This window comes from Natronomonas sp. (assembly GCF_047616845.1).
Classification (GTDB): domain Archaea; phylum Halobacteriota; class Halobacteria; order Halobacteriales; family Haloarculaceae; genus Natronomonas.
Map to the genome: position 1 here is coordinate 1 of NZ_JBLGBY010000007.1, position 20,652 is coordinate 20,652.

Sequence of the window (20,652 nt, forward strand, 5' to 3'; positions counted from 1 at the left end):
GGAGCGGCTTTTTTCGCCCACGTTTTTGCGCCGAGCGGGTCGCTCTCGCGACCCCGAGGCGGAAAAAGGTGGAGGTGAAGGATATCGTGAATCTGGCGAGCGTGGCCGTCGTGGACGCACAGTAGTCAGCCGCGACCACCGGGAGCGGCTTTTTTCGCCCACGTTTTTGCGCCGAGCGGGTCGCTCTCGCGACCCCGAGGCGGAAAAAGGTGGAGGTGAAGGATATCGTGAATCTGGCGAGCGTGGCCGTCGTGGACGCACAGTAGTCGTCCGCTCTCGATTCACGGCGGAACGATTACGAAAGCGCAGTTTCCTGCAGCGCCACCCAGACGACGCCCTCCGGGGCTTGCCCGTCGGAGCGGAACAGCACGGTGCTGATGCGGCCCTCGGCGCCCTCGTCGCCGGTCTGCCACTCCTCGTAGCGGACGAGGGCGTGGTCGTCGAACTGCGCGAGCACCTCGACATCCCGGATGTCGATGTCGAACTCCTCGTCTGTGGTGCCGTGGGTTTCCCGAAGGCCGTCGAGCACCATGCCACGGTCGAGGATGTTGCCCGCGGGCGTCACCATCTCGAATTCAGGGGCAAGCGCCTGTGTGATCCGACCGAGGTCGTCGCTGTCGGCCTCGCCGCGGTGCCAGTCGGCGAAAAACGAGTGGAGCCCGGTGATCTCGCGCTCGCAGGTGGTACGGGTCAGCATACCACCAGTTGCGTGCGGTCATACAAATAGCGTACGCCCACCCAAAACGGGATTCGGATGGCGCTCGAAAGAACGGTATGAATCGCGACGTGACGGAGGCGGCGTCGAGCGTGGCCGAACGACCGCCGGAGGCAGCCAGCTGATGGGGTTTCACACGTTCGACGCCGAGCGAGCGGACAAACTGGAGCGGACGGATCGCTTCCAGCACCTCTCGGCGGAGGAACTCGTCGGCGCAACGGCGGTCGCCGACGACGACACCGTCCTCGACATCGGGAGCGGTACCGGATTCTACACCGACGTGCTGGCCGAGGTCGCAGAGCGGGTGTACGCCGTCGACGTTCAGCCGGCAATGCACGCGTACTACCGTCGGAAGGGGGTTCCCGAATCGGTCGGATTGCTCGCGGCCGACGCCGGGGCGCTGCCGCTGGCCGATGACAGCGTCGACATCGCCGTCTCGACGATGACGTATCACGAACTGCCGGACGGAGCCCTTGGTGACCTCGCACGCGTGCTCCGTCCGGGCGGGCGCCTGGTCGTCGTCGACTGGACGTCGGCCGGCACCGGCAGTGCAGGCCCACCGCTTGCCGAGCGGTTCGACGCCTGGAGCGCGGGGGCGGCTATCGACGCCGCTGGCTTCACCGTTCGCCGCACGGAGTCGCGGCGCGAGACGTTCCTCGTCACGGCCGTTCGGTGACGCTCGACGGTCGGTTGGCCGTCACGCTTAGGTGGTCTGATGAATCGGCACTGTTCAGACCGCATGGGGCGTTCCGTTCAAACCGTTTAATCCCCCGAAAACAACCACGCTAAGCCGTGAACGGCGTGAACTGCTTCAAACGGACTGGGCGGTGTTTATACCTCCATCCGGTATGTCCAGTTGCAATGCGCAAGAAAAGCATCGTACTCGCGATCCTCGCTGCGAGCGTTCTGCTCGTCGGGGCCGCGGGTGCCGCCGCTGCACAGCCGAACGAGAACGCGACCACACAGCCCGACCAAAACGCGAGTGAGGAGCGCCCGGGTGACGCGGGCCCGCCCGAGGACATGCCCGAACAGGCGCCTGACTTCGTGAGCGACATCCACAGTAGTATCAATGACTTCCTGTCAGGCGAGGTTGACGACCTCGGCACGGCCGTCTCCGATATCGCCTCGTCGAACGCGGATGACGCAGCTGACGACGGCGCGGAGAACGCCGACGAGTCGGCCAACGAAAGCGACCAAGCGGCTAACGACAACGCCGAGGAGCGCGACGGCAACGCGAACGAAGCTGCCGACAAACGCGACGACAACGCGGACGACAAGCGTGCGGACGATAGTGACGACGAGCAGGAAGCAACCGAAACCGAAGACGAACAGGAAGCAACCGAAACCGAAGACACCGACGCTGATGAAGACGACGAAACCGCAGACGAGAGCGCATAACCCCTTTTAGCCCGGTTCCGCTGACGTTCCACGCCGCTGTTTTCCGTACCCAAACACCGTCCCGATACCCCTCCAACTGCCACTGCACCTTTTGTGACGGGGGGCATACGATGTGCCATGTCACCGACCGTCGCTGCCTGCCAGATGGCCGTCGACGACCTCGACGTCGAAGCGAACCTTGAAACCGTCGAAGCCCGCGTGGCTGACCTCTCCGACGAAGTCGACATCGCCTGCTTTCCCGAGCAGGCACTGACCGGGTTCGTCCCGGATGAACGCATCGCTGAGGCGGCAATCCCCCGCGACAGCGTCGAAATCGACCGTCTGCGCGGCAGCGCCGCCGACGCCGACTGCGACTTGCTCGTCGGCTTCATCGAGGATGACGACGAGTTGTACAACGCCGCAGCATACGTCCGTGCTGACGGCACCGTCGACATCTACCGGAAGCGGCATCTCTGGGCCGGCGAGGCGGCACTTCTGGAACCGGGCAACGCCTTGCTCACCCTGGAGACGCCGCTCGGAAAGACCGGGGTGTTGACCTGCTACGACCTCAACTTCGTCGAGGAGAGCGCTACGCTCACTGAGAAACGGCTCGACGCCCTGCTCGTGGTCGGCGCGTGGCCGGCTACCCACAGCGACAACTGGCGATTACTCGTCCGGGCGCGGGCGCTCGACGGCGTCCGGTGGGCCGTCGGCACCGGCCGAACCGGCCGACGTGACGTCGAGGACGCACGCGTCGTCGATTACACCGGCCGGTCGCTCGTGGTGCGCCCCGACGGCGGGATTCGGGCGGAACTCAACACCGCAGAGCGAGACCTGGTCGTCGAATTGGCTGACGAGGCGCTGCCGCGACAGCGAGAACTGGTCGGGATCTTCGAGGACTGACTGCCGTCAGTCGTCGTCATCGCCGCGGCGGCGACTGTTATCGCGGTCGGCTGGAACGTACGTTCGCCCGACGCTGCTGCCGCCGATCCATTCCGGAACCGAGAGTTGACGCTCCGGGCCGTCCTCACGGACGGTCTGGAGTCGGTGCTCGGTCGTCTGGAAGTAGTTGACGACGGTGACGAGCAGCACGCCACCGATGGTGTTGCCGAGAAGCACGGGGAGGATAAAGCCCGTCAGTCCGGGCAGCAGCGCCGCCTCGCCGAGATAGACGAGATACATGAGTTCGGTGAAGGAGACGACGACGTGGAAGAGATCGGCAAGCGGGATGACGAGGAAGGCGATGTAGACCAGCAGGAGTCGGGAGATGGTGTCCCGGGCGGCGAAATCCAGCCAGACGATGCCGGCGACGACGAGGCCCGCGAAGCCGGCCTTGAAGAACAGATCCCACCACGGGGTCTTCAGGCCCTTCGCGGAGAGCTCTACCGCGACAGCGGCCGTCTCCGGTGAGAAGACGCCGGTGTAGGCGAGGACGAGCGCGCCGAGCGCACCGCCCGCGAAGTTGCCGACGAGAACGATGACCCACGTCCGTAACAGCGTCGGGACGCTTGCTAGCCGTTCGAGCACGAGCGCAACCGGCGGCAGCGTGTTCTCGGTGTAGAGCTGATAGCCCCCGAGGATGATGTAGACGAAGCCGATGGGGTACAACAACGCGCCGACGAGCGCCGAGCCGTCGCTTTTCGCCGTCATCGACGCCAGCGCGAGGAACGTGAGGGTGATGGCGAACCCGGCCGCGAGCCCGCTGAAGAAGAGTTCGCGGGTGCCGGTGTCGATCTCTTCGTCAGCCGCGGCGACGATACGCTGGAACACCTCGCCGGTGTCGAATCGGTCGCGGACGACCTCACCGACCGCCGGTGCACCTCGCCGCGAGCGCTCGACGGCCTCTCGTACCGACTCCTCTGCGGTTTCAGGTTGGTCGTCAGCCATTGCTCGACGGCGGTTCGCCCCCGGAAACAAAAACACCCCCGGTTCCGTACTTCGGCCGGAACCCCGCCGAATTTTAATCGTGGCTACCGAACCCATAGACATGACGCTCGAGGTGCTTACCCTGGCTGTCGGGCCGAACGACGAGAGCCGGGTCGACGAGATGTCGAAGCTGCTGTGCGATATCGCCGGGCCGACGGGGACGACGGTGATTCTGCTGCACGTCTTCTCCGAGAGCGCCTACGACGAGGGCGTCCGAGAGGCCGGCTACGACCCGGAGAACCCACCACCTGCGCACACGCTCGCCTCACGACTCGAAACCATCGACGAGATTTCGGCGCGGCTGCACGAGACTGACATCGAGTATCGCATCCGCGCCGAAATCGGCAGCGAGGCCGACAGCATCACCCGTGCCGCCGAGGAGACGGACACGGACATGCTGTTCGTCGGTGGTCGGAAGCGCTCGCCGACGGGCAAAGCGGTGTTCGGCAGCACCGCCCACAGCGTAATGATGAATGCGCCGTGTCCGGTCGCGTTCGTCCGCAAGGGCGTCGGGCCGGAGTAGTCACGCTCGATCAGTTCCAGGGCGCCTCATCGAAATCGACATACCGCTCCTCGCGGCCGATGTCGTCGGTGCGCTCGATATTGGCCTCCAAAAGCGTCAGCATCCTCACCTCGACGTTCTCGGGAGAGGCCACTCACGATCGCTGTCCGCTGATGCGTCAGAATCGTCAGCGTACCCGATCAAGCGAGGACGTGCTGAACTGCCGGCGGGGGGGGGGCGAGTGGGCTATGCCGCCGCCTGAATCTGCTCCAGTATTCGCGCCTGGAGTTCGGCGTCGCCGATGTCGATGTAGTCAGCCCTGAACTCCTCACTGAATTTCTCCTCGCCGATGATCTCGAAGTGCGACTGCATGTAGTTCAACGACTCGTCAACGAGGAGCTGCATGTCGATGTCGAGTGGGTTCGGGACGTAGAGGTTCTGTATCGTCGGGCCGCTGAGTTCCTCCTCGAAATGCCTGACGTGAGGCTCGTAGACCTCGGGGACGATATCGGGATCCTCCTGGGCGAGCTTCTTCATGAGCCACCGGCCGTTGTTGATGTGTCGGGCCTCGTCCTTCTGGATCTTCGTCATCGCCGCCTGAAAGGCGGGCATTCCGTCCTTGTTGCCGAGCATCTGGTTGAGCGCCGAGTAGCCGGTTTCGGCGAGCTGTGCCTCGACCATGCCCATGTAATGCATGACGGCGTCACCGAGTTTGTAGCGAAGGTCTCGCTGGGCTGCCTCGATATCGCCGCCCTCGCGAGCCGCGGTCTCCGCGCGGCCTGCGGCGTCCCGTAGTTCGCCCGAGACGTGTTCGAGGTCATCGATGAGGTACGCTTGGAGTTCGGGATTCCAGAAGTTATCGCCACCGAAGTCGCCGTAGTCGGTGTCCTGGGTGTCGAACACCTCGTCGAAGTAGCGGCTGAAGAAGTCGGTGTGTTTCGTTTCCTCCCAGAGCTGCGTCGTGAGGTACATCTCCTCTTGGAGCGGGTCGAAGTTCGGGTCCTCGAGCGCCTCGACGGCTATCGGATACGGTGCGAGCGTCTTCGTGACCGACTCCTCGCCCTCGTAGAAGAGCGAACAGATCTTCATGAACTGTTTCTTCTCAGCCTCGTCGAACTTCTCTTCCCAGTCGCGTTTGTCCTGCTCGAGGTCAAAGGATTCCGGGTCCCAGATTCCGTGCTCCTTCGCTGCTCGGTACCACTCGAACGGTGATTCAGGGTCTGCGTAATCTAGTGCCATAGACTATCATAAGGAATAATGGACAATAGTCGTTGCCCCGGCTATCCTAGCTTGGTTTAAATCACCACTCATCCGAGTCGGTCTTGCTGCCGTTCGGGTTAGAGTTCGTCGCGATTCATCGCAGCGAGTTCGTCGAACATCGATTTCTCCTCGGCGGAGAGCGATGATTCGGCAACACGGTCGTTGAGGTTATCGTACGGCGGCTCCCCTGCGCGTTGGTCGGATTCGGCGGTCGACCGGTCGGACTGTTTGGACTGGCCGTCGCCCCGCCCGCGCTCGTCTTCAGGGTCGTACACGTAGAGACAGTCGTTGCTGTACGACCGACCGAACTGGTCGGCGTCCTCACAGCAGAGCACGCGGCCGTCCTGCATCACGTAGACGTTGTCGACGTTGACGAGTGCGTCATCAGCCACGTCGGCGGGGTCGGAGCCGTCCGGGCCGACGATGACGGGGTCGAGCGTCGAGACGTTGTAATCGGGCTCCAGTTCGGCCCGGTAGACGACGCCCCCGTCGACGCGCTCCATCCGCGCGTCGCCCGCGTCGTTCGAGAGGTCGCCGTTGAACTCCGAGATGCCGAAGTAGACGTATTCGCCCGGCGTCGCGCCGTCCTCGCTGTCGACACCCTCGGCCTTGTTGAACTCGATCGAGGCACCGATCTCCTTCGCGGCCGCGCGGGTTTCGAGGAACGGCACTCTACGGAGAGCCTCGTCGACGCTATCCGGGCCGTTGGCCTCGTACTGGTCGGCCCACTCGAGGATCTCCTCGTCGGTGATGTAATCACGGTTGCCGCTCTCGACGACCGTGCGGTCGGCCGCCTCAAGCACCGCGTCAGTCACCTCGTCGCCGGCCGTCCACTCGTCGGTGTGGGTTTCGAGATAGTCGGTCTGGGTGATGCCGTCGTAGTCGGTGATCCATGACTCGACTTCGCGGTTGCTGGCGGTGCCGAGTTCCAGCCATTCGATTTCGAGGGCGACCTCAGCTGGGGAGTTCTTGGCGGCGGCTTCGGAGTTCGTCAGAAGCGGCGCATAGAGGGTGCCGGCGACGTCCATCGGGTCGTCGTAGCTGTCGATTGGGCGGTCAGCGACGAACTTGTAGATGCCCTTGCTGTCGCCGTCCGAGCAGCTATAAACGGTTTTGCGGTCGTGCTGGACATCGGGCGACTCCCAGGCGGCCCGACCCATCACGTAATATTTGACCGGCTGTGGGGTGTCCGCGGTCGGCTCTCGGAAATCGATGTGGTATCCGTAACGGTACGGGTTCGGATAGACGTCGCCGATCGGCTCGATGGTGTTGCCGTCGTCGCCCTGATCGACCGGATCGGCACCGAGATAGTACGCGAGGAACTCGACGCCGACGATGTTCCAGTACCCCTGGATGTACCAGCCGTTCTCGTAGTAGTCGTTAACCGCCGCCTGAATCCCGTTCGGGTTCGGCCGATTCCAGAAGTCGTTGGCGGCGCGGATACCCTTTCCCGTGCCTTTCGCTTCGATATCGCTGACCGTCGCCGTCAGCGACACGCGGGTGTGGCCGTAGTGTTCCTCCGAGGAGAGCATCGTCCCCCACGGGCTTCGGTCGCCGTAACAGTTGATGCGCGTCCCCCCGAGTTCGCGCATCGGGTCGGTGTTCGCGAGGTTCTGCGCGTTCTCGAGGTCGGCGACCACCTCGCCGTCATCGTCTCGACTGATCGGGATTCGCGTGACGTTCCCGGGGCTGTTCTCCCAGTTCGTGAACAGATACCCTTCGCCGTCGCCCTCCGTCGGAACGAACTGATTGCAGTCGGGATTGAAGCCGGGGGCGGCGTACTGCGTGCCGTTGAACTCCTCGCGGTCTATGTTTCGCCCGTCGGGCGTCTGAACGACGCCGAGTTGCTCGTCGCCGCCGTTTATCTGGTCGCGTTCCTGGGCGATGAACTCGAACTGGCCGTCACTCCCTCGTATCCTTGCCTGTTCGTCGTTCGTCGTCGGCGTCGAGAGCTCCTCGAAGTCCTCGTTCGTGCCGTCGAACTCGAACTGGAAGCCGCTGAAGTAGCCGATACCGGCCGTATCGAACGGTTCGGCGTTGTCACGGCTCGGGTGCTGCAGGCTGTACAACAGGAGTCCGTCGTCGAACACGAACGGCCCGGTCACTTCGGCCCCGAGGGCGGTCGTCGAGAACCGCTTGAGGCTGCCGTTCACGCTCGGCGCGCCGGTCGTCGCCGGGTCGTCGTTCGTCTGTGCCGCGGCGGCGCTGACACCGGAGACACTGGCTCCGAGGGCGGCTGCTGCCGAGGTCGACAGCAGTTTGCGTCGAGTGAAATCGACCATGCAGGTGAAACTGTTACCGTCGGTACAAGGAGGCTTATAATAGGCGTACAGCGTCGACAGAGCAGCCCCGACAGCTATATATCGCTCCCGTCCCGTGTTGCCGTCTCCGTATCGACGCCGTCGCGAATCTCGGCGGCGCGCTCTCGGACGGCCGAAACGTACCGCTCGATTCTGTGCGGTTTCTTGCCGTAGAACGACGCGACCCAGCTACGGTCGGCGTACGGTTGCGCGAGGAAGTAAGCCGCCAGCGTGTCCCGGCCGGCCTGGATAACTTCGGGTGGAACGCCGCGGTTGCCGGTGCCGGCCTCCTGAAAGCCGTTGACATCGAAGTAGACGTCGGCGTACAGCTCTGCATACTCGGCGTCTCCGAACGAGACGCCGGTGTGGTTCGGCGCTTCGAACCGATATCGGACGCCGTCTGCATCCGGGGGTTTGGTTTCGACGATTCGAACGTCGAGGACGTACGCTCTGTGTATCGATTCGTCATCTCGATAGGTGGCCTCGTCAGGTTCAGTTCTCGACATGGGTTTGGAATGTCGCCCTGTGAGGGCCCTCCGATGGCGGTCGCAGTGCCCGAGCAGGCATGTCGACGCTCGGCAAACGACGGATAGAGCGTTTATAATTCGGGTATATACCGCTCCGGAGCCGACCGGAACGGGCTGTTCGGCACCGGGGATTATAGCGACGTGCTCGCGCCGACGACCGTTTCCTCGCTTTCGGTGCCGGGAACGCTCATCCACTCGTCGAAGTCGGGACTGCGGGCCTGGAACGGCCCGAAGGTGTCTTGGCCGGTCGCGGCCGCTCCCTCAGGGGCCTCGACGAGATACGTCACCGACCCCTCCGTATCGAGCCCGTCGTCGAAGTACACCCACTGGGTGTCGCCCGGGGCGTCCTCGGTGCGTGTCGCTTCCCCACCAACGACCGTCCAGTTGGCAGGGATTCGGTCACGAATGCTGACGCGATGGGTCGCCTCGAAGGAGAGCTCGATGCGGTTCGTCTGGCCGCCGGTGAACACCGACCCGTCGTCCGTGCGGGTGCCCTCGACGACGAGCGAGTCAGTCACCGACCCGGTGTATCGGTCGACCTGCATCGGTCGTTTGACGCCCTTCTCTGTCCGTGTATCCGATTTCCGAATCTCGAAGCGGTCGGCGACGATGGGGTCGCCGTCCTCGCCGGTTTCGTGGGTGACGTATTCGACGCGAATGCGCTGGTCGTCGATGTCCAGTTGCGTGACACCGAAGTGTTGGTTCGTCCGGCGGGCGAGATACGCGCCGGGGGTCTTGTTGCCGAAGCCGTAGCGTGAGGTGCCGCCGGTGCCGTTCGTCACGAACGTCGTCCCGCGTGGTGAGTCCCACTCCCAGGCCTCGCGGGAGCCGTACTCCTCCCGGTCGGGGCGGGCGGTGATGGGCTTCGTCCGCTCGTATACGTGATTGTCACCGCACAGCACGAGGTCGACGCCGTACTCGTCGAACAGTTTGCCCCAGCGCGCCCGGAGGTCTTTACGCGGGGCGTGGTCGGGCGAGTCCGTCCACATCGGGCCGTGGAAGTAGACGACCGTCCACGTCAGGTCATCGTCGTCGGCCGCGTCCTCGAGGGCAGCTCGCAGGAAGCGCTCTTGGACTTCACCGTAGGTGATGCCGCCGGCCTCGCAGCGGGGGTCGTAGATCGGGATGTACTCCTCGCCGCGACCCACGTCGCCGCAGGCGTCGGTCGTCGTCGACAGCCCGATGAATCGCGTGTTGTCGTAATCGAAGTGGTGCCATCGCTGTTCGTGCTGGAGGTCGTCGATGCCGAGCGGATCGTCGACCGGCATCAGGTCGTTGAGCCGTCGGTCGTACTGCGTGAGTCCGGTTCCCGGTTCCGCCTCGTGGTTTCCGGGCACCGTCATGAACGGCGTTTCGGCGTAGAACGATTCGAACACGTCGAAATACAGTTCCCACGTGGTCGGGTTGCCGTTCGCGTAGGCGACGTCACCGGGCAACAACTGCACGTCCGGGTTCAGCCTCGCCGCGGTCGACATCACACCCTCGGGGTCGTCGGTGTTCGCCCGCTGGAAGGGGTTCTCCGGGTCGGCGATGCCGTGGTCGCCGACCGCCGTCACACTGAAGCCATCCGTCGTGTCGGGCGCCGTCGAGACGGTGAACGGCCCGGAACGCCGGTCGTCGAGCACGGCGGCGTACTCGTACTCCGTGTCGGGCGCCAGCCCGGTGACGGTCGCCGAGTACGCGACGGTTTCCCTGCCTGGCACCGGATTGGCCGCCGCCTCGACGACGGTGCGTGACCCATCCGGCGTCCCGATCTCGAGGTGGGCGTCCATCGCCGGCGCGCCCGTCCACCCGAGCCGAAGCACGGTCGCCGGATCGCGTCCGTACGCGGCGTGAACGCCCGCGGGGCCGTCCGGGACTTCGGCGGCACCCGAGACCGACGCGAGCAGGAACGGCGCCGTCGAGAGCCCGGCCACGCCACGGAGCACGTCCCGTCGGTCGAGGTCAGTCATCCCGCACCGCCTCCGGAAGCGCCGATTCGGCATCGTCGCCGGTCGCCTCGGAGACGACCGACGAGACGTCCGTCTGACTGCCGTTGAGTTCCTGGATCCGAACCTCGCCGCTCGGAACGCGGTAGCTCCGCAGCAGCCGTTTCGGCGCGTCGGCAGCGTCGACCGTCCGGTCGACCTCGTAGGCCGTATACACCGATTCGTCGTCGGTGAACTCGATGGTCGTGTAGCCGTTCCGCGACCAGTTGAACCACTCGACGTGGGGGTTCTGCGATTCGACGGCCGCTTCGACGGCGTCTTCCTCAAGCGTTGGCGGCGTCGGCGTAGATGACCCCAGACTGTTGCTGGAAACGCCGGGGCTCATGAACTCGACGCCGACGCGGGACGATTCGGCGTCCGGGAACGGCGGCTGTTCGTCCGGTGCTCTGTAATCGGTTTTCGTGTAGGCGGCCACGTAGGCATGCATGTCCCCGGTCAGCGTGATAAGATCGAGGGCACTGCCGCGGGCGCGGGCCTCGCGTTTCAGCTCGCCCATAATGAGTTTCCGCTCGTGTTCGTAGCCGTCCCAGGCGTCGTAGTTGACGTAGAAACTCCCCGACTCACCGAGATTCGTCGTCTTCAGCGCCGCGTTCAACACGGAATTCCCCCACAGCTTCCACGTCGCCGGAGACTCGGTCACGCCGTCGACCAACCACTGTCGCTGTTCGGTTCCGAGCATCGTCCGGTCGGGGTCGTCGGCCGCCCGTGAGGGTGGAGCCGCAACGTCGCGCTGGCCGAGTTCGTCTTCCGGCGGCGGCGAGCGATAGAACCGCTCGTCGGTCATGAAAAGCTCCGCGAGCTGGCCGAACTGGAACGACCGGTAGAGTGTGAAGCTGTCGTGGAGCCGGTCTGCGTCGGAGTCGTACTCGACGCGGAAGGGGAGGTATTCGGTCAGCGCCTTGATGCCCTCTGCGTACAGTTTCCGCATCTTCTCTGGGTCGTCACCAAAGGGGTGAGAGGCCGTGTTCGGATAGCTCTCCTCGTAGTTCCACCAACGGTTGTTGACGATCTCGTGGTCGTCCCACGTCATGACGAGCGTGTGCCGTTCCAGCGCCGACTGCATGTGCTCGTCGGCACGATACGTTCGATGCAGGCTCCGGAAATCCGCAAGCGTGTGTGCGACATCCTTCCCGGACGGGAGCTGAATATCGCGCCCGGGCTGGGCTCCCTCACCGGCGTACTCGTAGATGAAATCGCCGAGATGGACGAGATAATCCACGTCCTCGCTGGCGATGTGGCCGAATGCACCGTAGTAGCCGTCGAGATAATTGTTACACGACGCACACGCGAGGCGCAATCGGTCGGGGTCTGCGTCCGGGGCGGGAAGCGTACGGAGCCGGCCGGCCGGCGATGCGTCACCGTCGTAGACGAACCGATAGAAGTAGAATCGATCGGCATCGAGTTCGCCCGCCAGATCGACGCTCAGGGCGTAATCGGAGTCGGGCGTCAGGTCGGTGCCGGGAATACGGAAGTGTCGCGTGTCGCGCGTCGTGAAATCGGCCGCGTCGTTCGGCGTCGTCCGCTCCGGTGCGGGCGTCACCTGCAGCCCGACCGGCGTATCCCCCTCGTAGGCGGCCTCGTCGACCCGCGTCCAGACGATAGCGCCGTCCGGCGTCGGGCCGCCGCTCGCGACCGATTGGGGATACACCGACTCGCTCGTCCGGTTGACATCGAAGAGGTCGTCGGAGCCGTTCGCTTCTTGTGGAGTGGTGTCGGCAGCAACACCAGTCGAGAACAGTGTCGCCAGCGCGCCCATCGCCGACCCGGCGCCGGCCGCCTCCAGCACCGCACGTCGCGTGGTCGTCGGTTCCGTCCCTCGCTCGCCAGTGATGTTTGCCATCACCGATAGCTACGGCGAGAGGATAGATAAAAACACTAGCAGAACCGTCCAAATATTTGCATCTCGGGCCCTCTACCCCACGATATTGACGTTTGAAGATATCTCAGGAACCGTTCCGTTGAGTATGTTTCACAAGGGGTCGCTCACTCGCGGAACGACACCGCTGCGGTCTGGTTCCACGTCCGCTCGTCGACGACAGTCATCGAGGAGTCGCTGAAGACGTAGAGGTAATCGCCGATGTAGGCGGCCCGCTTCGCGGGGCTGTCCGTCTGAACCGTCGTTTCGAGCGTGAGGCCGCCCTCGTAGCTGAAGACGAGTCCCTCGCCTCGGGGGCCATCCCGTTCGGGAATGCCTGGTTCGCGGTCGGGCGCCACGGTGGTCGGCAGGAAGAACACGCCGTGGCGTTGGTCGAGCAGGAAGGCGCGGTGGCTTCGTGCGACGGCCGACCACCGTGTGTCGAGGATGCGGTCGTCCGCGATTGTCGGGTCGGTCGGGTCGGAGACGTTGAAGACGACGAGTTTCACCTTGCCGTCCTCCTCGCCGATTCCGAGGACGCGGTCGCCCGGAAGCGGGTGGAGATACGACGAGTAGCCCGGCAGTTTCAGCTCGCCTTCAAGCGTCGGGTTGTCGGGGTCGGAGAGATCGAGGACGTGGAACGGGTCGATGCGTCGGAAGGTGACGACGTACGCCTCGTCGCCGACGAACCGAACCGAGTAGATACGCTCGGTGACGCCCATCCCCTGCACCGAGCCGGTTCGTTCGAGCGAGGCATCGAGGACGTACACGTCGTTCTCGCTGTCGGTGCCGAACGCGCCGCCGACGGTCGTCGCGATGCGGAACTGCCCCTCGTGTTCGTCCATCGAGAACTGATTGAGCGGGCGGCCGGGCACCGACCCGGTCGCGTTCGGCGCCACGGACGGTGAATCGGTGGTCGGGTTCCGAATCGCGAACTTCGCGATGCCCGTCCGCTCGAAGTTGCGTTTGTTCGCGGCCGCCCACGCTCGCCTGTCCTCGCGAAGCCCGCGTTCAGCCTCGCGGCGTTCATCTTCGGGGAGCCTGGTCAGCCACGCTTCGATGGCCCGCCTGGTTTCGATGCGCTTCGCGCGGGAACTGAGGTCGTAGCTTCGGATTTCCTCGAGCCGGTCGATTGCCTGGTCGTCGAGCCGGTCGGTCTGGTTCGTCAGGAGGAACTCGAGCAGCATCTCGGTTCGGTCGGCCGGCTTCGGGTAGGTGACGTAGATCGAGCCGCTGGAGACGTAGACGGTCGAGTCGCCGCCGGCGCCGACGAACGACGTGGTGTTGACGAGTTCGCCGTCGTCAGGTGACATCACCGAGACGGTGTAGGTGGTGTCGGCCGGCGACGGCTCGTCGGGGTGGTAGACCTCGTCACACGGAACCGAGACGCCCGCCATCGGCCGAACCGGACAGGGGTCACGCCGGTCGATGTCGTTGGCCGTGACGAGATAGACGTGGCCGGCGTAGAGCCGAGCGGCGACGACGCGACTCGTCAGATGCTGTGACCACGTCCGCTCGGGATCGGCACGGTCGGAGACATCGTAGCCGATGAGTTTGTTGCCGTCGAAGACGACGAGCGTGTCATTCACGAGCAGCAGGCGGCCGGAGACGTTCAGCCGATTTGCGACCTCGGGTGCGGCCGGATCGGAGGCGTTGATGAGTCGTACGCCGGAACGGTCACGCTCCTCCGAGCGACGGTGATGTCGGACGCGTGGGGCGCGCGTGGAGTAGTACAGCGTGTCGCTCGTCGTCTTCAGAACGTCGGGCTCGTCGATGCCCTGTACCTGGACGTTCGTATCGGAGGCCCGGCGGTCGGTTCCGCCGGCCGATCCTCCGCCGTCGCTCGTCTCGGTCGCCACGGGTGCCGGCGTGCTTCGCGGCGCTTCGGCGTCGGCTGTCACCTCGCGGGGTCGCTCGGCGCGGGCGCCGCCCGTCCGTGCGTCGAACCTCGCGTATCCGTGCGTCCGGTCGGCATCGCGGAGATACGAGCGGAACTCCGACTCGGAATCGAACGTCGATACCGCAGCGTCCGGCTTCTTTTCCGAGTCATCGAGCGGTGACCCATCCATCATCATCATGGCGCCGACGCCGCCCGCAGCGAGGACGAGCGCCGCGACGAGGGCTACTTGCGCCGTCGATAGCGGAACGGAGCGAACCATGTACGACCCTACTACACCCTAAAAGGAAGCCGTTTCCTAAGCTCAAACAGCCGTTTCACGTACCGAGAAGCACGGACAGAAGCGGCGACAGGCATCGCCGGCGCCTACGTTTATAGTAGCAGGGTGCATAGCAGCATGGGAACGTTCCATGAGCGGAACACAACGCCCGCCTGTCGGGCTCCTTCTCGTGTCGGGCGGTGGGACTAACGCGACCCGTGCCACCCTCGACGCCCAGCCGGAGTTCGCTGTCAGCGCCGTGTCGCCAGCCGAAGTACCCTCTCGACTCGACGCCGTCGACTGCGTTGTGGCCGTACACGGCGATGGCGTCGACGGCGTCGACGTACTCGAACGCGTCCGTGCCCACCGGCCCGAACTCCCGGTCGTACTCGTCGCCGATGCCGACGACGGCTCGGTTGTGAGCCGCGCCGTCGCGGCCGACGTTTCTGAGTTCGTCCCGACCGGGGATGACGAGCGCCTGCTCGACCGTGTGCGCGCCGCAGTGGGAACGACACCCCCGATTCGGGCCGACGGCGCCGCACGGATGCCCATCGAGACGATGGGCGTCCAAGAGGAGCTCCGGCTGAAGGAGCGGGCGATGGACGAGGCGCCGGTCGGCATCACCATCACCGACCCGAACCGGCCGGACAACCCGATGATATACGTCAACGACGCCTTCGAGCGGCTCACCGGCTATCCGAAGGAGCGAACCGTCGGACGCAACTGTCGGTTCCTCCAGGGTGAGGAGACCGACCCCGAGGCAACCGACACGATGCGTGAAGCCGTCAACACGGGCGAGCCGACCTCAGTCGAGCTCGTCAACTACCGGGAGAACGGCGAGCAGTTCTGGAACCAAGTCACCATCGCGCCGGTTCGCAACGCCGACGGCGAGACGACACACTTCGTCGGCTTCCAGATGGACGTCACCGAGCGCAAGGAGGCGGAACTGGAAGTGAAACGCGAACGGGAGAACCTCCAGCACCTGCTCGTCCGCATCGACGGCCTTCTCAAAGAGGTGACCGGCGAACTGATGCAGGCCGAACGCCGCGCTGATGTCGAGACGGCCGTCTGTGACTGCATCGCAGCCGTCGACGCCTACGAGTTCGCGTGGGTCGGGACGCCCGACCGACGCAGCGACACGCTCACGGCGACCGCCCAGGCGGGCGTCTGGACGCCGACCGAGGACGCACTCGAAGCCGACTGCTCCGAGCCCGGCGTTCACGCGGCGACCGTCGAGGCGTACGAAACCGGCTCGGTACAGGTCGTCGACGATCCGGCGGTGCTGTCCGACGCCCTCGCCGAATCACCGTGGATAGCGGCGGACACCCTCGGCGGCATCGCGGCGATACCGCTCGTATACGGTGAGACGACGTACGGCGTCCTCACGCTGTATACGACCGACGAGGAGACCCTGACCGACCATGAGGCGGTCGTGTTGGAGGCGCTCGGGCGGTCGACGGCGACGGCTATCAACGCCTTGGAGCGTGGCCGCCTTCTCGCCACCGACAGCGTGACCGAACTCGAAATCGAGACGGAGGACGACAGTCTCTTTTTCGTCGATATCTCGAAGCGGACGGGCTGTTCGCTGGAGTACGACGGCTCCGTGTACAAGGAAGACGGCACCGTATTGACGTTCTTCAGAACCGACCTCGACGTCGGGTCGGTGCTGGAGGCGGTCGACTCCTACCCCAACATCGAATCAGCGGAACCCATCGGCAAGTACGACGACGAGACGCTGTTCGAGTTCCGCCTGACGGAGTCGTCGATCGCCGCCACGCTCGCAGAGCGGGGTGCGAAGATATGCACCATCTCCGTCGTCGACGGTATCGCGATGATCCAAATCGAGTTCCCGAGCGCGACCGGCGTGCGTGCCATCGCCGACTTCATCGAGGAACGGTATCCAGAGGCGAGAATCGTCGCCCAGCGGGAGCGTGAGCGGCCGCCCTCGACCCGCCAGGAGTTCGTCGCCGATATCGAAGACCGGCTCACCGAGCGGCAACTGACGGCGCTGCGAAAGGCCCACGTCAGCGGCTTCTACGAATGGAACCGGCCGATTACCGGCGACGCGCTCGCCGAATCGATGGGCATCGGGCGCTCGACGTACCACCAGCACCTCCGCGCTGCCGAGCGAAAGCTCATCGAGGCGTTCTTCGAGCAGTGAACTACCCTACTCGCTCACGGCTGACGCCGGTCGAGTTTGCCCGTGGCGGTGCGCGGGAATGACTCGACGAACTCGACGCGTTCGGGCACCTCGTGGCTCTCCAGTTCGGCCTCGCAGGCACGCCGGACATCCTCGGCGGTCAGCGACTCGCCGGTTCGGGGTTTGATGATGGCGGTGACGGTCGCCCCGCGAACCTCGTCGCGGGCGTCGATAATGGCGACCGCTACACGGTATTCTTTTCGACGATCGTCCCCGATGAGCCGACGGCGACGTCGGGGTACGCTTCACCGCCGAGTGCGACGCCAAGCAAGTCGTTGCCGGTCGGCGTGGCGATGCGCTCCCACGAGCCGATGGTCTGTCGGCGGAACACGTAACCGCTGCCGGCGGCCGCGAGGCCGAGTTCGTCGAGGCGGTCGACCGCCGGAATCGTGTTGCTGCCGATTTTCCGACCCGTCCAACGGTTGCCGTCCCAGTGATACATCATCCCCCCGCCTCCGGAGACGTTGGCGTCGTCCTCGGCGACGGCGGCGACGCCGTAGAAGCCGACCTCGCCACCGCGAACGCCGATTTCCGACCACGTCTCGGCATCGTCACGGGCTTCGTACACCTTCGAGGTGGTATCACAGACCATGAACGAGTCGGTGCCGTAGGCGTCCGACCCCTTTATCGATGCGCCACCGCCGGGTTTCGTGACCTCGCCCCACTCCATGGAGCCGTCGGACTGCCGGTAGCCGGTGAGTTCCTCGCCCGACCCGTTGAGCAGCGAGATAGTTTCGTCGGTATCGGCGCTGCCGGTGACGGAGAGTGTCTCCCAGGTGCTCGTCTTCTCTTTCGGTGCCGAGTAGTCGGTGAGCGTCTTGTCGACGATGTCCATCTCACCGATGACACCGCTGCCGCCGGCGAACCACACCCGGCGACCGTCGTCGGTGACATCGATATCGGTGAGGCCGTTGCCCTCCGCGGCCGGGCCGTTCCGCAGCCGGACGACCCAGCCGTCGGTCGTGCGTTCGAGCACCTTCCCACCCCCGCCAGCGGCCCACGGGCCGTTGCCCGCGATGGTGACGCCGGTCAACGTCTTCGTCACCGGCGTCTCGACGGCCTCCCAACCGTTCTCCGCGGCGCCGGCCACGCCGGCACCGACGCCCACCAACCCCACCGTAGTTGCGCCGCTCAACCGCAGGAACCGTCGACGGGAACATTGCTCGGACATTGTTGCATTCGATTGATATTTCACAACTGTTGAAAACTGTGGTGGCCAAATCGTTCGGTACCGTTCGGATTCGGGTGCCGACGGCACAGACCGCACCGAACATGACGGTTTCTAACGATAATGTTTAACATAGCACTCGGGAATACGGACGTACATGGACGACATTTTCGTCGCGCGGATTATGACGACTGACCTGCATACGGTTCGTCCCGGAACGCTCGTCGAGGGCGCTGCGGACGTGATATTATCGAACGATATCGGCTCCGTCATCGTCGTCAACGAGCAGAACGGGCTCGAGGGCATCCTGACGTCGACCGACTTCGTCGAGATCGTCAGAGAGCAGAAACCGAAAGACCAGACGCCGGTATCGGCGTACATGTCGACCGAGATGGTCACGGTGTCGGCACAGGACTCCGTTGAAGACGCCGCGAGCGTCATGCTCGAACACGGCGTTCATCATCTTCCCGTCGTCGACGACACCGAGGGCGTCATCGGTATCGTCACGACGACCGACCTCACAGCCTACGTCTCGAACGTCCGGTCGACGAAGGCGCCGCGGGCCTAATCCCGGCGATACGCGGCGACCGATAAGCCACCCGATAGCGGTGACGCCTGCCGGCCGCGAACGGCTTTTCCACCACAGCGACGAACCCCGAGCGTATGCCAACTGCACTGTTCGTCGTGAGCGAGGAGGGCTACTGGGGCGAGGAATGTATCGAGCCGCTCACCACGCTTGAGGCGGCGGGCGTTGACGTGACGGTTGCAACCCCGATGGGTCGTCGCCGAGACGCTCCTGTCGGCGCTCGGGCTCTGAGCGCCGTCGGTTTTTCAATCCCGGACGCCGACGTTCGGGCATGAACATCGCCCCGTTCGTCGACGGTATCGTCCACGACCCGACCCAGACGGAGGGCCGCGGCCTCGACGTGACGGTCGCCGAAATCCACCGCGTCGCCGAACCCGGCCGCGTCGACTTCGGCGGCGGCGAGCTCAACGCCGCCACGCTGGAGCCCATCGAGACGGAGAAACGCAACCCCGACGACGACTACGAATGGTGGTACCTCGACGCCGGCCAGTATCTCGTCGAGTACAACGAGTCGCTGTCGGCGCCCGACGACCTCACGCTCGCATTGCAGACCCGGGATTCGGTTCGGGCCCGCGGGGCCTTCCACCCGACACTGTACGTCGATGCCCTCGACGTCGTGCCGCTTTCGGTCGGCGGGGAGGGCATCCGCCTGAAGGAAAACGCCCGGCTCTCAACGCTTCTCGTCCACTGATACGGACTGCTGTAACTGTTTACCGCGACGATGGCTCGCCGACCGACCGCCGGCCGTGATTACTCGACCGGCGTAATCGTCGCTTCGACGCCATCTATCGGTCGCAGCGTCGGCGTGATGCGCAAATCGTCGAGTTCGTCTTCGGGGACATCGATGTCGAAATCCCGCACCAATCGCGCGAGGACGAGCGTCGCCCCCGAGAGGGCGAACCCGCGACCGATACAGGCGTGTGGCCCCGTCGAGAACGGGAAGTACGCCTCGACGCCGTTGGGATCGCGGCGCGCCCAGCGGTCGGGGTCGAACGTGTTCGGCGCCTCGAAATGATGCTCGTCGCGGTGTACCGACCACTGCGGCATGATGACCGCCGAGCCGTCCTCGATGGTGTACTCGCCGAGGTCGACGTCGCCGTTGGCCTGCCTGAACACGGCCCAGGCGGGCGGGTACAGCCGGAGGGCTTCCCGATAGGCGCGTTTCGTGTATTCGAGGTCGGCGACGTCGTCGTGGGTTGGCGGCCCGTCGCCGAGCACGGCCTCGGCTTCCTCGCGGACGCGCTCGCGCGTTTCAGGATTCCACGACAGCAGGCTCAGCGTGTAGGTCAGACTCAGCGCCGTCGTCTCGTGGCCGGCGATGAGGAAGGTCGCCACCTCGTCGCGAATCTGGTTGGTCGGCAACTCCACGTCGGGATTGTCCTCGGCGCGAATCAGCATGGTGAGCATATCGGCTGATCCCTCGTCCTCGCCGTCTGCCAGCGCGGCCCGCCGGCGCTCGATGAGTTCCTCGCTGAGACCGCGAATGCCGTCGGCGGCCTCGCGGAACGCCGGGGAGACACGCTCCGGCACCCACTCCGGCGTGACGGCGTCGAGGCCGAACTCGAACTCCTCGCCGGCGATCTGCATCCACTCGTGGAACTGGTCGGCGCGCGCCTGCCCGATATCCTCGCCGAGCAGGATTTCGGAGGCGACCCGAATCGTCATCGACGTCATCTGCTTGTGGAGGTTCGTCGACTGCTCGCCGGTGTCGGCCCACTCGTCGGCGAGTCGGTGGGCGCGGTTGCCGGTCGTGTTCGCGTAGGCGGTCACCTGCTGGCCGCCGAACGCCGGCGCCATGACCGAGCGCTGCTGTTCCCAGAGGTCACCCTCGCTCTGGACGAGGCCCTGTTCGGCGATCATCGCCGCCGAATCCTGGGCGGGGACGCGGGTGAAGGCCTCTCTGCGGTCGAGCGCTTCCGTGATGAGTTCCGGGCTCGTCAACACGACGAGCGGCGCCCGCCCCGGAATCGGGATCGCCGTTCCGTCGTGGAATCGCGACTGTACGCCCTCGAGAAAGCGGAACGTCTGCGTCCCGAACCGGGCCGCGTTCAGAAGCCCCGCCTCGGGCGGTTCGGGAAGTCGCTGTGACATA

At 64.9% G+C, this 20,652-nt stretch carries 18 protein-coding genes and 2 pseudogenes; 8 read left to right on the forward strand and 12 right to left on the reverse strand.

Annotated features, from left to right (window positions below; all coding sequences use genetic code 11):
- Window positions 1-295: 295 nt before the first annotated feature.
- Window positions 296-697 carry a DUF4440 domain-containing protein gene (locus ACI8UR_RS02500; protein WP_411714868.1) on the reverse strand — a complete coding sequence of 134 codons (402 nt, stop codon included), beginning with the start codon at window positions 695-697 and terminating at the stop codon, window positions 296-298.
- A 142-nt stretch (window positions 698-839) separates the two neighbouring features.
- Here ACI8UR_RS02500 and ACI8UR_RS02505 point away from each other — a divergent pair, with 142 nt between their 5' ends.
- From ACI8UR_RS02505 to ACI8UR_RS02515, 3 genes are all read left to right on the forward strand, one after another.
- The gene (locus ACI8UR_RS02505) at window positions 840-1,391 is read left to right on the forward strand and encodes a class I SAM-dependent methyltransferase (protein WP_411714869.1); all 552 of its coding nucleotides are present in this window, start codon (window positions 840-842) and stop codon (window positions 1,389-1,391) included.
- Window positions 1,392-1,576: 185 nt separating this feature from the next.
- Window positions 1,577-2,113: a hypothetical protein gene (locus tag ACI8UR_RS02510; RefSeq protein ID WP_411714870.1), complete on the forward strand. Its 537-nt coding sequence runs from the start codon at window positions 1,577-1,579 to the stop codon at window positions 2,111-2,113.
- A 117-nt stretch (window positions 2,114-2,230) separates the two neighbouring features.
- The gene (locus tag ACI8UR_RS02515) at window positions 2,231-2,995 is read left to right on the forward strand and encodes a carbon-nitrogen hydrolase family protein (protein ID WP_411714871.1); all 765 of its coding nucleotides are present in this window, start codon (window positions 2,231-2,233) and stop codon (window positions 2,993-2,995) included.
- A 51-nt stretch (window positions 2,996-3,046) separates the two neighbouring features.
- Here the strand turns inward: ACI8UR_RS02515 and ACI8UR_RS02520 are convergent.
- Window positions 3,047-3,979 (reverse strand): annotated as a pseudogene (locus ACI8UR_RS02520) (formate/nitrite transporter family protein); the annotation flags it as partial.
- Between the two features lie 100 nt (window positions 3,980-4,079).
- Between ACI8UR_RS02520 and ACI8UR_RS02525 the strand changes: the two are divergent.
- Window positions 4,080-4,541: a universal stress protein gene (locus tag ACI8UR_RS02525; RefSeq protein ID WP_411714872.1), complete on the forward strand. Its 462-nt coding sequence runs from the start codon at window positions 4,080-4,082 to the stop codon at window positions 4,539-4,541.
- 10 nt (window positions 4,542-4,551) lie between these two features.
- Here the strand turns inward: ACI8UR_RS02525 and ACI8UR_RS02530 are convergent, their stop codons facing one another.
- The 7 genes from ACI8UR_RS02530 to ACI8UR_RS02560 form a co-directional block, all read right to left on the reverse strand.
- Window positions 4,552-4,674, reverse strand: coding sequence for a hypothetical protein (locus ACI8UR_RS02530; protein WP_411714873.1), 123 nt, complete (start codon window positions 4,672-4,674; stop codon window positions 4,552-4,554).
- Window positions 4,675-4,766: 92 nt separating this feature from the next.
- Window positions 4,767-5,759, reverse strand: a complete 993-nt coding sequence (locus ACI8UR_RS02535) for a ribonucleotide-diphosphate reductase subunit beta (RefSeq protein WP_411714874.1) — start codon at window positions 5,757-5,759, stop codon at window positions 4,767-4,769.
- Window positions 5,760-5,857: 98 nt separating this feature from the next.
- Window positions 5,858-8,062 (reverse strand): alkaline phosphatase PhoX, encoded by a 2,205-nt coding sequence (locus tag ACI8UR_RS02540; protein ID WP_411714875.1) that lies wholly within the window; start codon window positions 8,060-8,062, stop codon window positions 5,858-5,860.
- A gap of 74 nt (window positions 8,063-8,136) precedes the next feature.
- Complete coding sequence (locus ACI8UR_RS02545) at window positions 8,137-8,586, reverse strand: hypothetical protein (protein WP_411714876.1); 450 nt, start codon at window positions 8,584-8,586, stop codon at window positions 8,137-8,139.
- 152 nt (window positions 8,587-8,738) lie between these two features.
- Window positions 8,739-10,559 carry a metallophosphoesterase gene (locus ACI8UR_RS02550; protein ID WP_411714877.1) on the reverse strand — a complete coding sequence of 607 codons (1,821 nt, stop codon included), beginning with the start codon at window positions 10,557-10,559 and terminating at the stop codon, window positions 8,739-8,741.
- Window positions 10,552-12,435, reverse strand: a complete 1,884-nt coding sequence (locus tag ACI8UR_RS02555; protein ID WP_411714878.1) for an alkaline phosphatase D family protein — start codon at window positions 12,433-12,435, stop codon at window positions 10,552-10,554. The genes ACI8UR_RS02550 and ACI8UR_RS02555 overlap by 8 nt, the downstream gene beginning before the upstream one ends.
- A gap of 143 nt (window positions 12,436-12,578) precedes the next feature.
- Window positions 12,579-14,609 (reverse strand): beta-propeller domain-containing protein, encoded by a 2,031-nt coding sequence (locus ACI8UR_RS02560; protein WP_411714880.1) that lies wholly within the window; start codon window positions 14,607-14,609, stop codon window positions 12,579-12,581.
- Window positions 14,610-14,757: 148 nt separating this feature from the next.
- Here ACI8UR_RS02560 and ACI8UR_RS02565 point away from each other — a divergent pair, with 148 nt between their 5' ends.
- Window positions 14,758-16,767: a bacterio-opsin activator domain-containing protein gene (locus tag ACI8UR_RS02565; protein ID WP_415087517.1), complete on the forward strand. Its 2,010-nt coding sequence runs from the start codon at window positions 14,758-14,760 to the stop codon at window positions 16,765-16,767.
- A 14-nt stretch (window positions 16,768-16,781) separates the two neighbouring features.
- Here ACI8UR_RS02565 and ACI8UR_RS02570 read toward each other — a convergent pair whose 3' ends face one another.
- Both ACI8UR_RS02570 and ACI8UR_RS02575 read right to left on the reverse strand, forming a co-directional pair.
- A complete protein-coding gene (locus tag ACI8UR_RS02570; RefSeq protein ID WP_415087529.1) occupies window positions 16,782-17,024 on the reverse strand; it encodes an AMP-binding enzyme in 243 nt (80 codons plus the stop codon).
- On the reverse strand, window positions 16,991-17,941 hold the full coding sequence (locus ACI8UR_RS02575; protein ID WP_415087518.1) for a hypothetical protein: 951 nt from the start codon (window positions 17,939-17,941) through the stop codon (window positions 16,991-16,993). Before ACI8UR_RS02575 ends, ACI8UR_RS02570 begins: the two co-directional genes overlap by 34 nt.
- 190 nt (window positions 17,942-18,131) lie before the next feature.
- Here ACI8UR_RS02575 and ACI8UR_RS02580 point away from each other — a divergent pair, with 190 nt between their 5' ends.
- The 3 genes and pseudogenes from ACI8UR_RS02580 to ACI8UR_RS02590 all read left to right on the forward strand — a co-directional run bounded on the left by ACI8UR_RS02580 (window position 18,132) and on the right by ACI8UR_RS02590 (window position 19,251).
- Entirely contained in the window at window positions 18,132-18,542 is a 411-nt protein-coding gene (locus tag ACI8UR_RS02580) for a CBS domain-containing protein (protein ID WP_415087519.1), read from the forward strand.
- Between the two features lie 95 nt (window positions 18,543-18,637).
- Window positions 18,638-18,754, forward strand: a pseudogene (locus ACI8UR_RS02585) (type 1 glutamine amidotransferase domain-containing protein); the annotation flags it as partial.
- A 77-nt stretch (window positions 18,755-18,831) separates the two neighbouring features.
- Window positions 18,832-19,251, forward strand: coding sequence for a dCTP deaminase (locus ACI8UR_RS02590; protein WP_415087520.1), 420 nt, complete (start codon window positions 18,832-18,834; stop codon window positions 19,249-19,251).
- A 59-nt stretch (window positions 19,252-19,310) separates the two neighbouring features.
- On the opposite strand, the gene ACI8UR_RS02595 is transcribed toward ACI8UR_RS02590, so the two are convergent.
- A complete protein-coding gene (locus tag ACI8UR_RS02595; protein ID WP_411714608.1) occupies window positions 19,311-20,651 on the reverse strand; it encodes a cytochrome P450 in 1,341 nt (446 codons plus the stop codon).
- Window position 20,652: the final 1 nt, after the last annotated feature.

What these genes read in the sequence shown, in the direction of transcription:
- ACI8UR_RS02560 (WP_411714880.1), bottom strand. Translation starts at nt 14,609, where the DNA reads ATGGTTCGCTCCGTTCCGCTATCGACGGCGCAAGTAGCCCTCGTCGCG.
- ACI8UR_RS02595 (WP_411714608.1), bottom strand. Translation starts at nt 20,651, where the DNA reads ATGTCACAGCGACTTCCCGAACCGCCCGAGGCGGGGCTTCTGAACGCG.
- ACI8UR_RS02550 (WP_411714877.1), bottom strand. Translation starts at nt 10,559, where the DNA reads ATGACTGACCTCGACCGACGGGACGTGCTCCGTGGCGTGGCCGGGCTC.
- ACI8UR_RS02590 (WP_415087520.1), top strand. Translation starts at nt 18,832, where the DNA reads ATGAACATCGCCCCGTTCGTCGACGGTATCGTCCACGACCCGACCCAG.
- ACI8UR_RS02580 (WP_415087519.1), top strand. Translation starts at nt 18,132, where the DNA reads ATGGACGACATTTTCGTCGCGCGGATTATGACGACTGACCTGCATACG.
- ACI8UR_RS02545 (WP_411714876.1), bottom strand. Translation starts at nt 8,586, where the DNA reads ATGTCGAGAACTGAACCTGACGAGGCCACCTATCGAGATGACGAATCG.
- ACI8UR_RS02505 (WP_411714869.1), top strand. Translation starts at nt 840, where the DNA reads ATGGGGTTTCACACGTTCGACGCCGAGCGAGCGGACAAACTGGAGCGG.
- ACI8UR_RS02535 (WP_411714874.1), bottom strand. Translation starts at nt 5,759, where the DNA reads ATGGCACTAGATTACGCAGACCCTGAATCACCGTTCGAGTGGTACCGA.
- ACI8UR_RS02500 (WP_411714868.1), bottom strand. Translation starts at nt 697, where the DNA reads ATGCTGACCCGTACCACCTGCGAGCGCGAGATCACCGGGCTCCACTCG.
- ACI8UR_RS02555 (WP_411714878.1), bottom strand. Translation starts at nt 12,435, where the DNA reads ATGGCAAACATCACTGGCGAGCGAGGGACGGAACCGACGACCACGCGA.
- ACI8UR_RS02540 (WP_411714875.1), bottom strand. Translation starts at nt 8,062, where the DNA reads ATGGTCGATTTCACTCGACGCAAACTGCTGTCGACCTCGGCAGCAGCC.
- ACI8UR_RS02565 (WP_415087517.1), top strand. Translation starts at nt 14,758, where the DNA reads ATGAGCGGAACACAACGCCCGCCTGTCGGGCTCCTTCTCGTGTCGGGC.
- ACI8UR_RS02510 (WP_411714870.1), top strand. Translation starts at nt 1,577, where the DNA reads ATGCGCAAGAAAAGCATCGTACTCGCGATCCTCGCTGCGAGCGTTCTG.
- ACI8UR_RS02515 (WP_411714871.1), top strand. Translation starts at nt 2,231, where the DNA reads ATGTCACCGACCGTCGCTGCCTGCCAGATGGCCGTCGACGACCTCGAC.
- ACI8UR_RS02525 (WP_411714872.1), top strand. Translation starts at nt 4,080, where the DNA reads ATGACGCTCGAGGTGCTTACCCTGGCTGTCGGGCCGAACGACGAGAGC.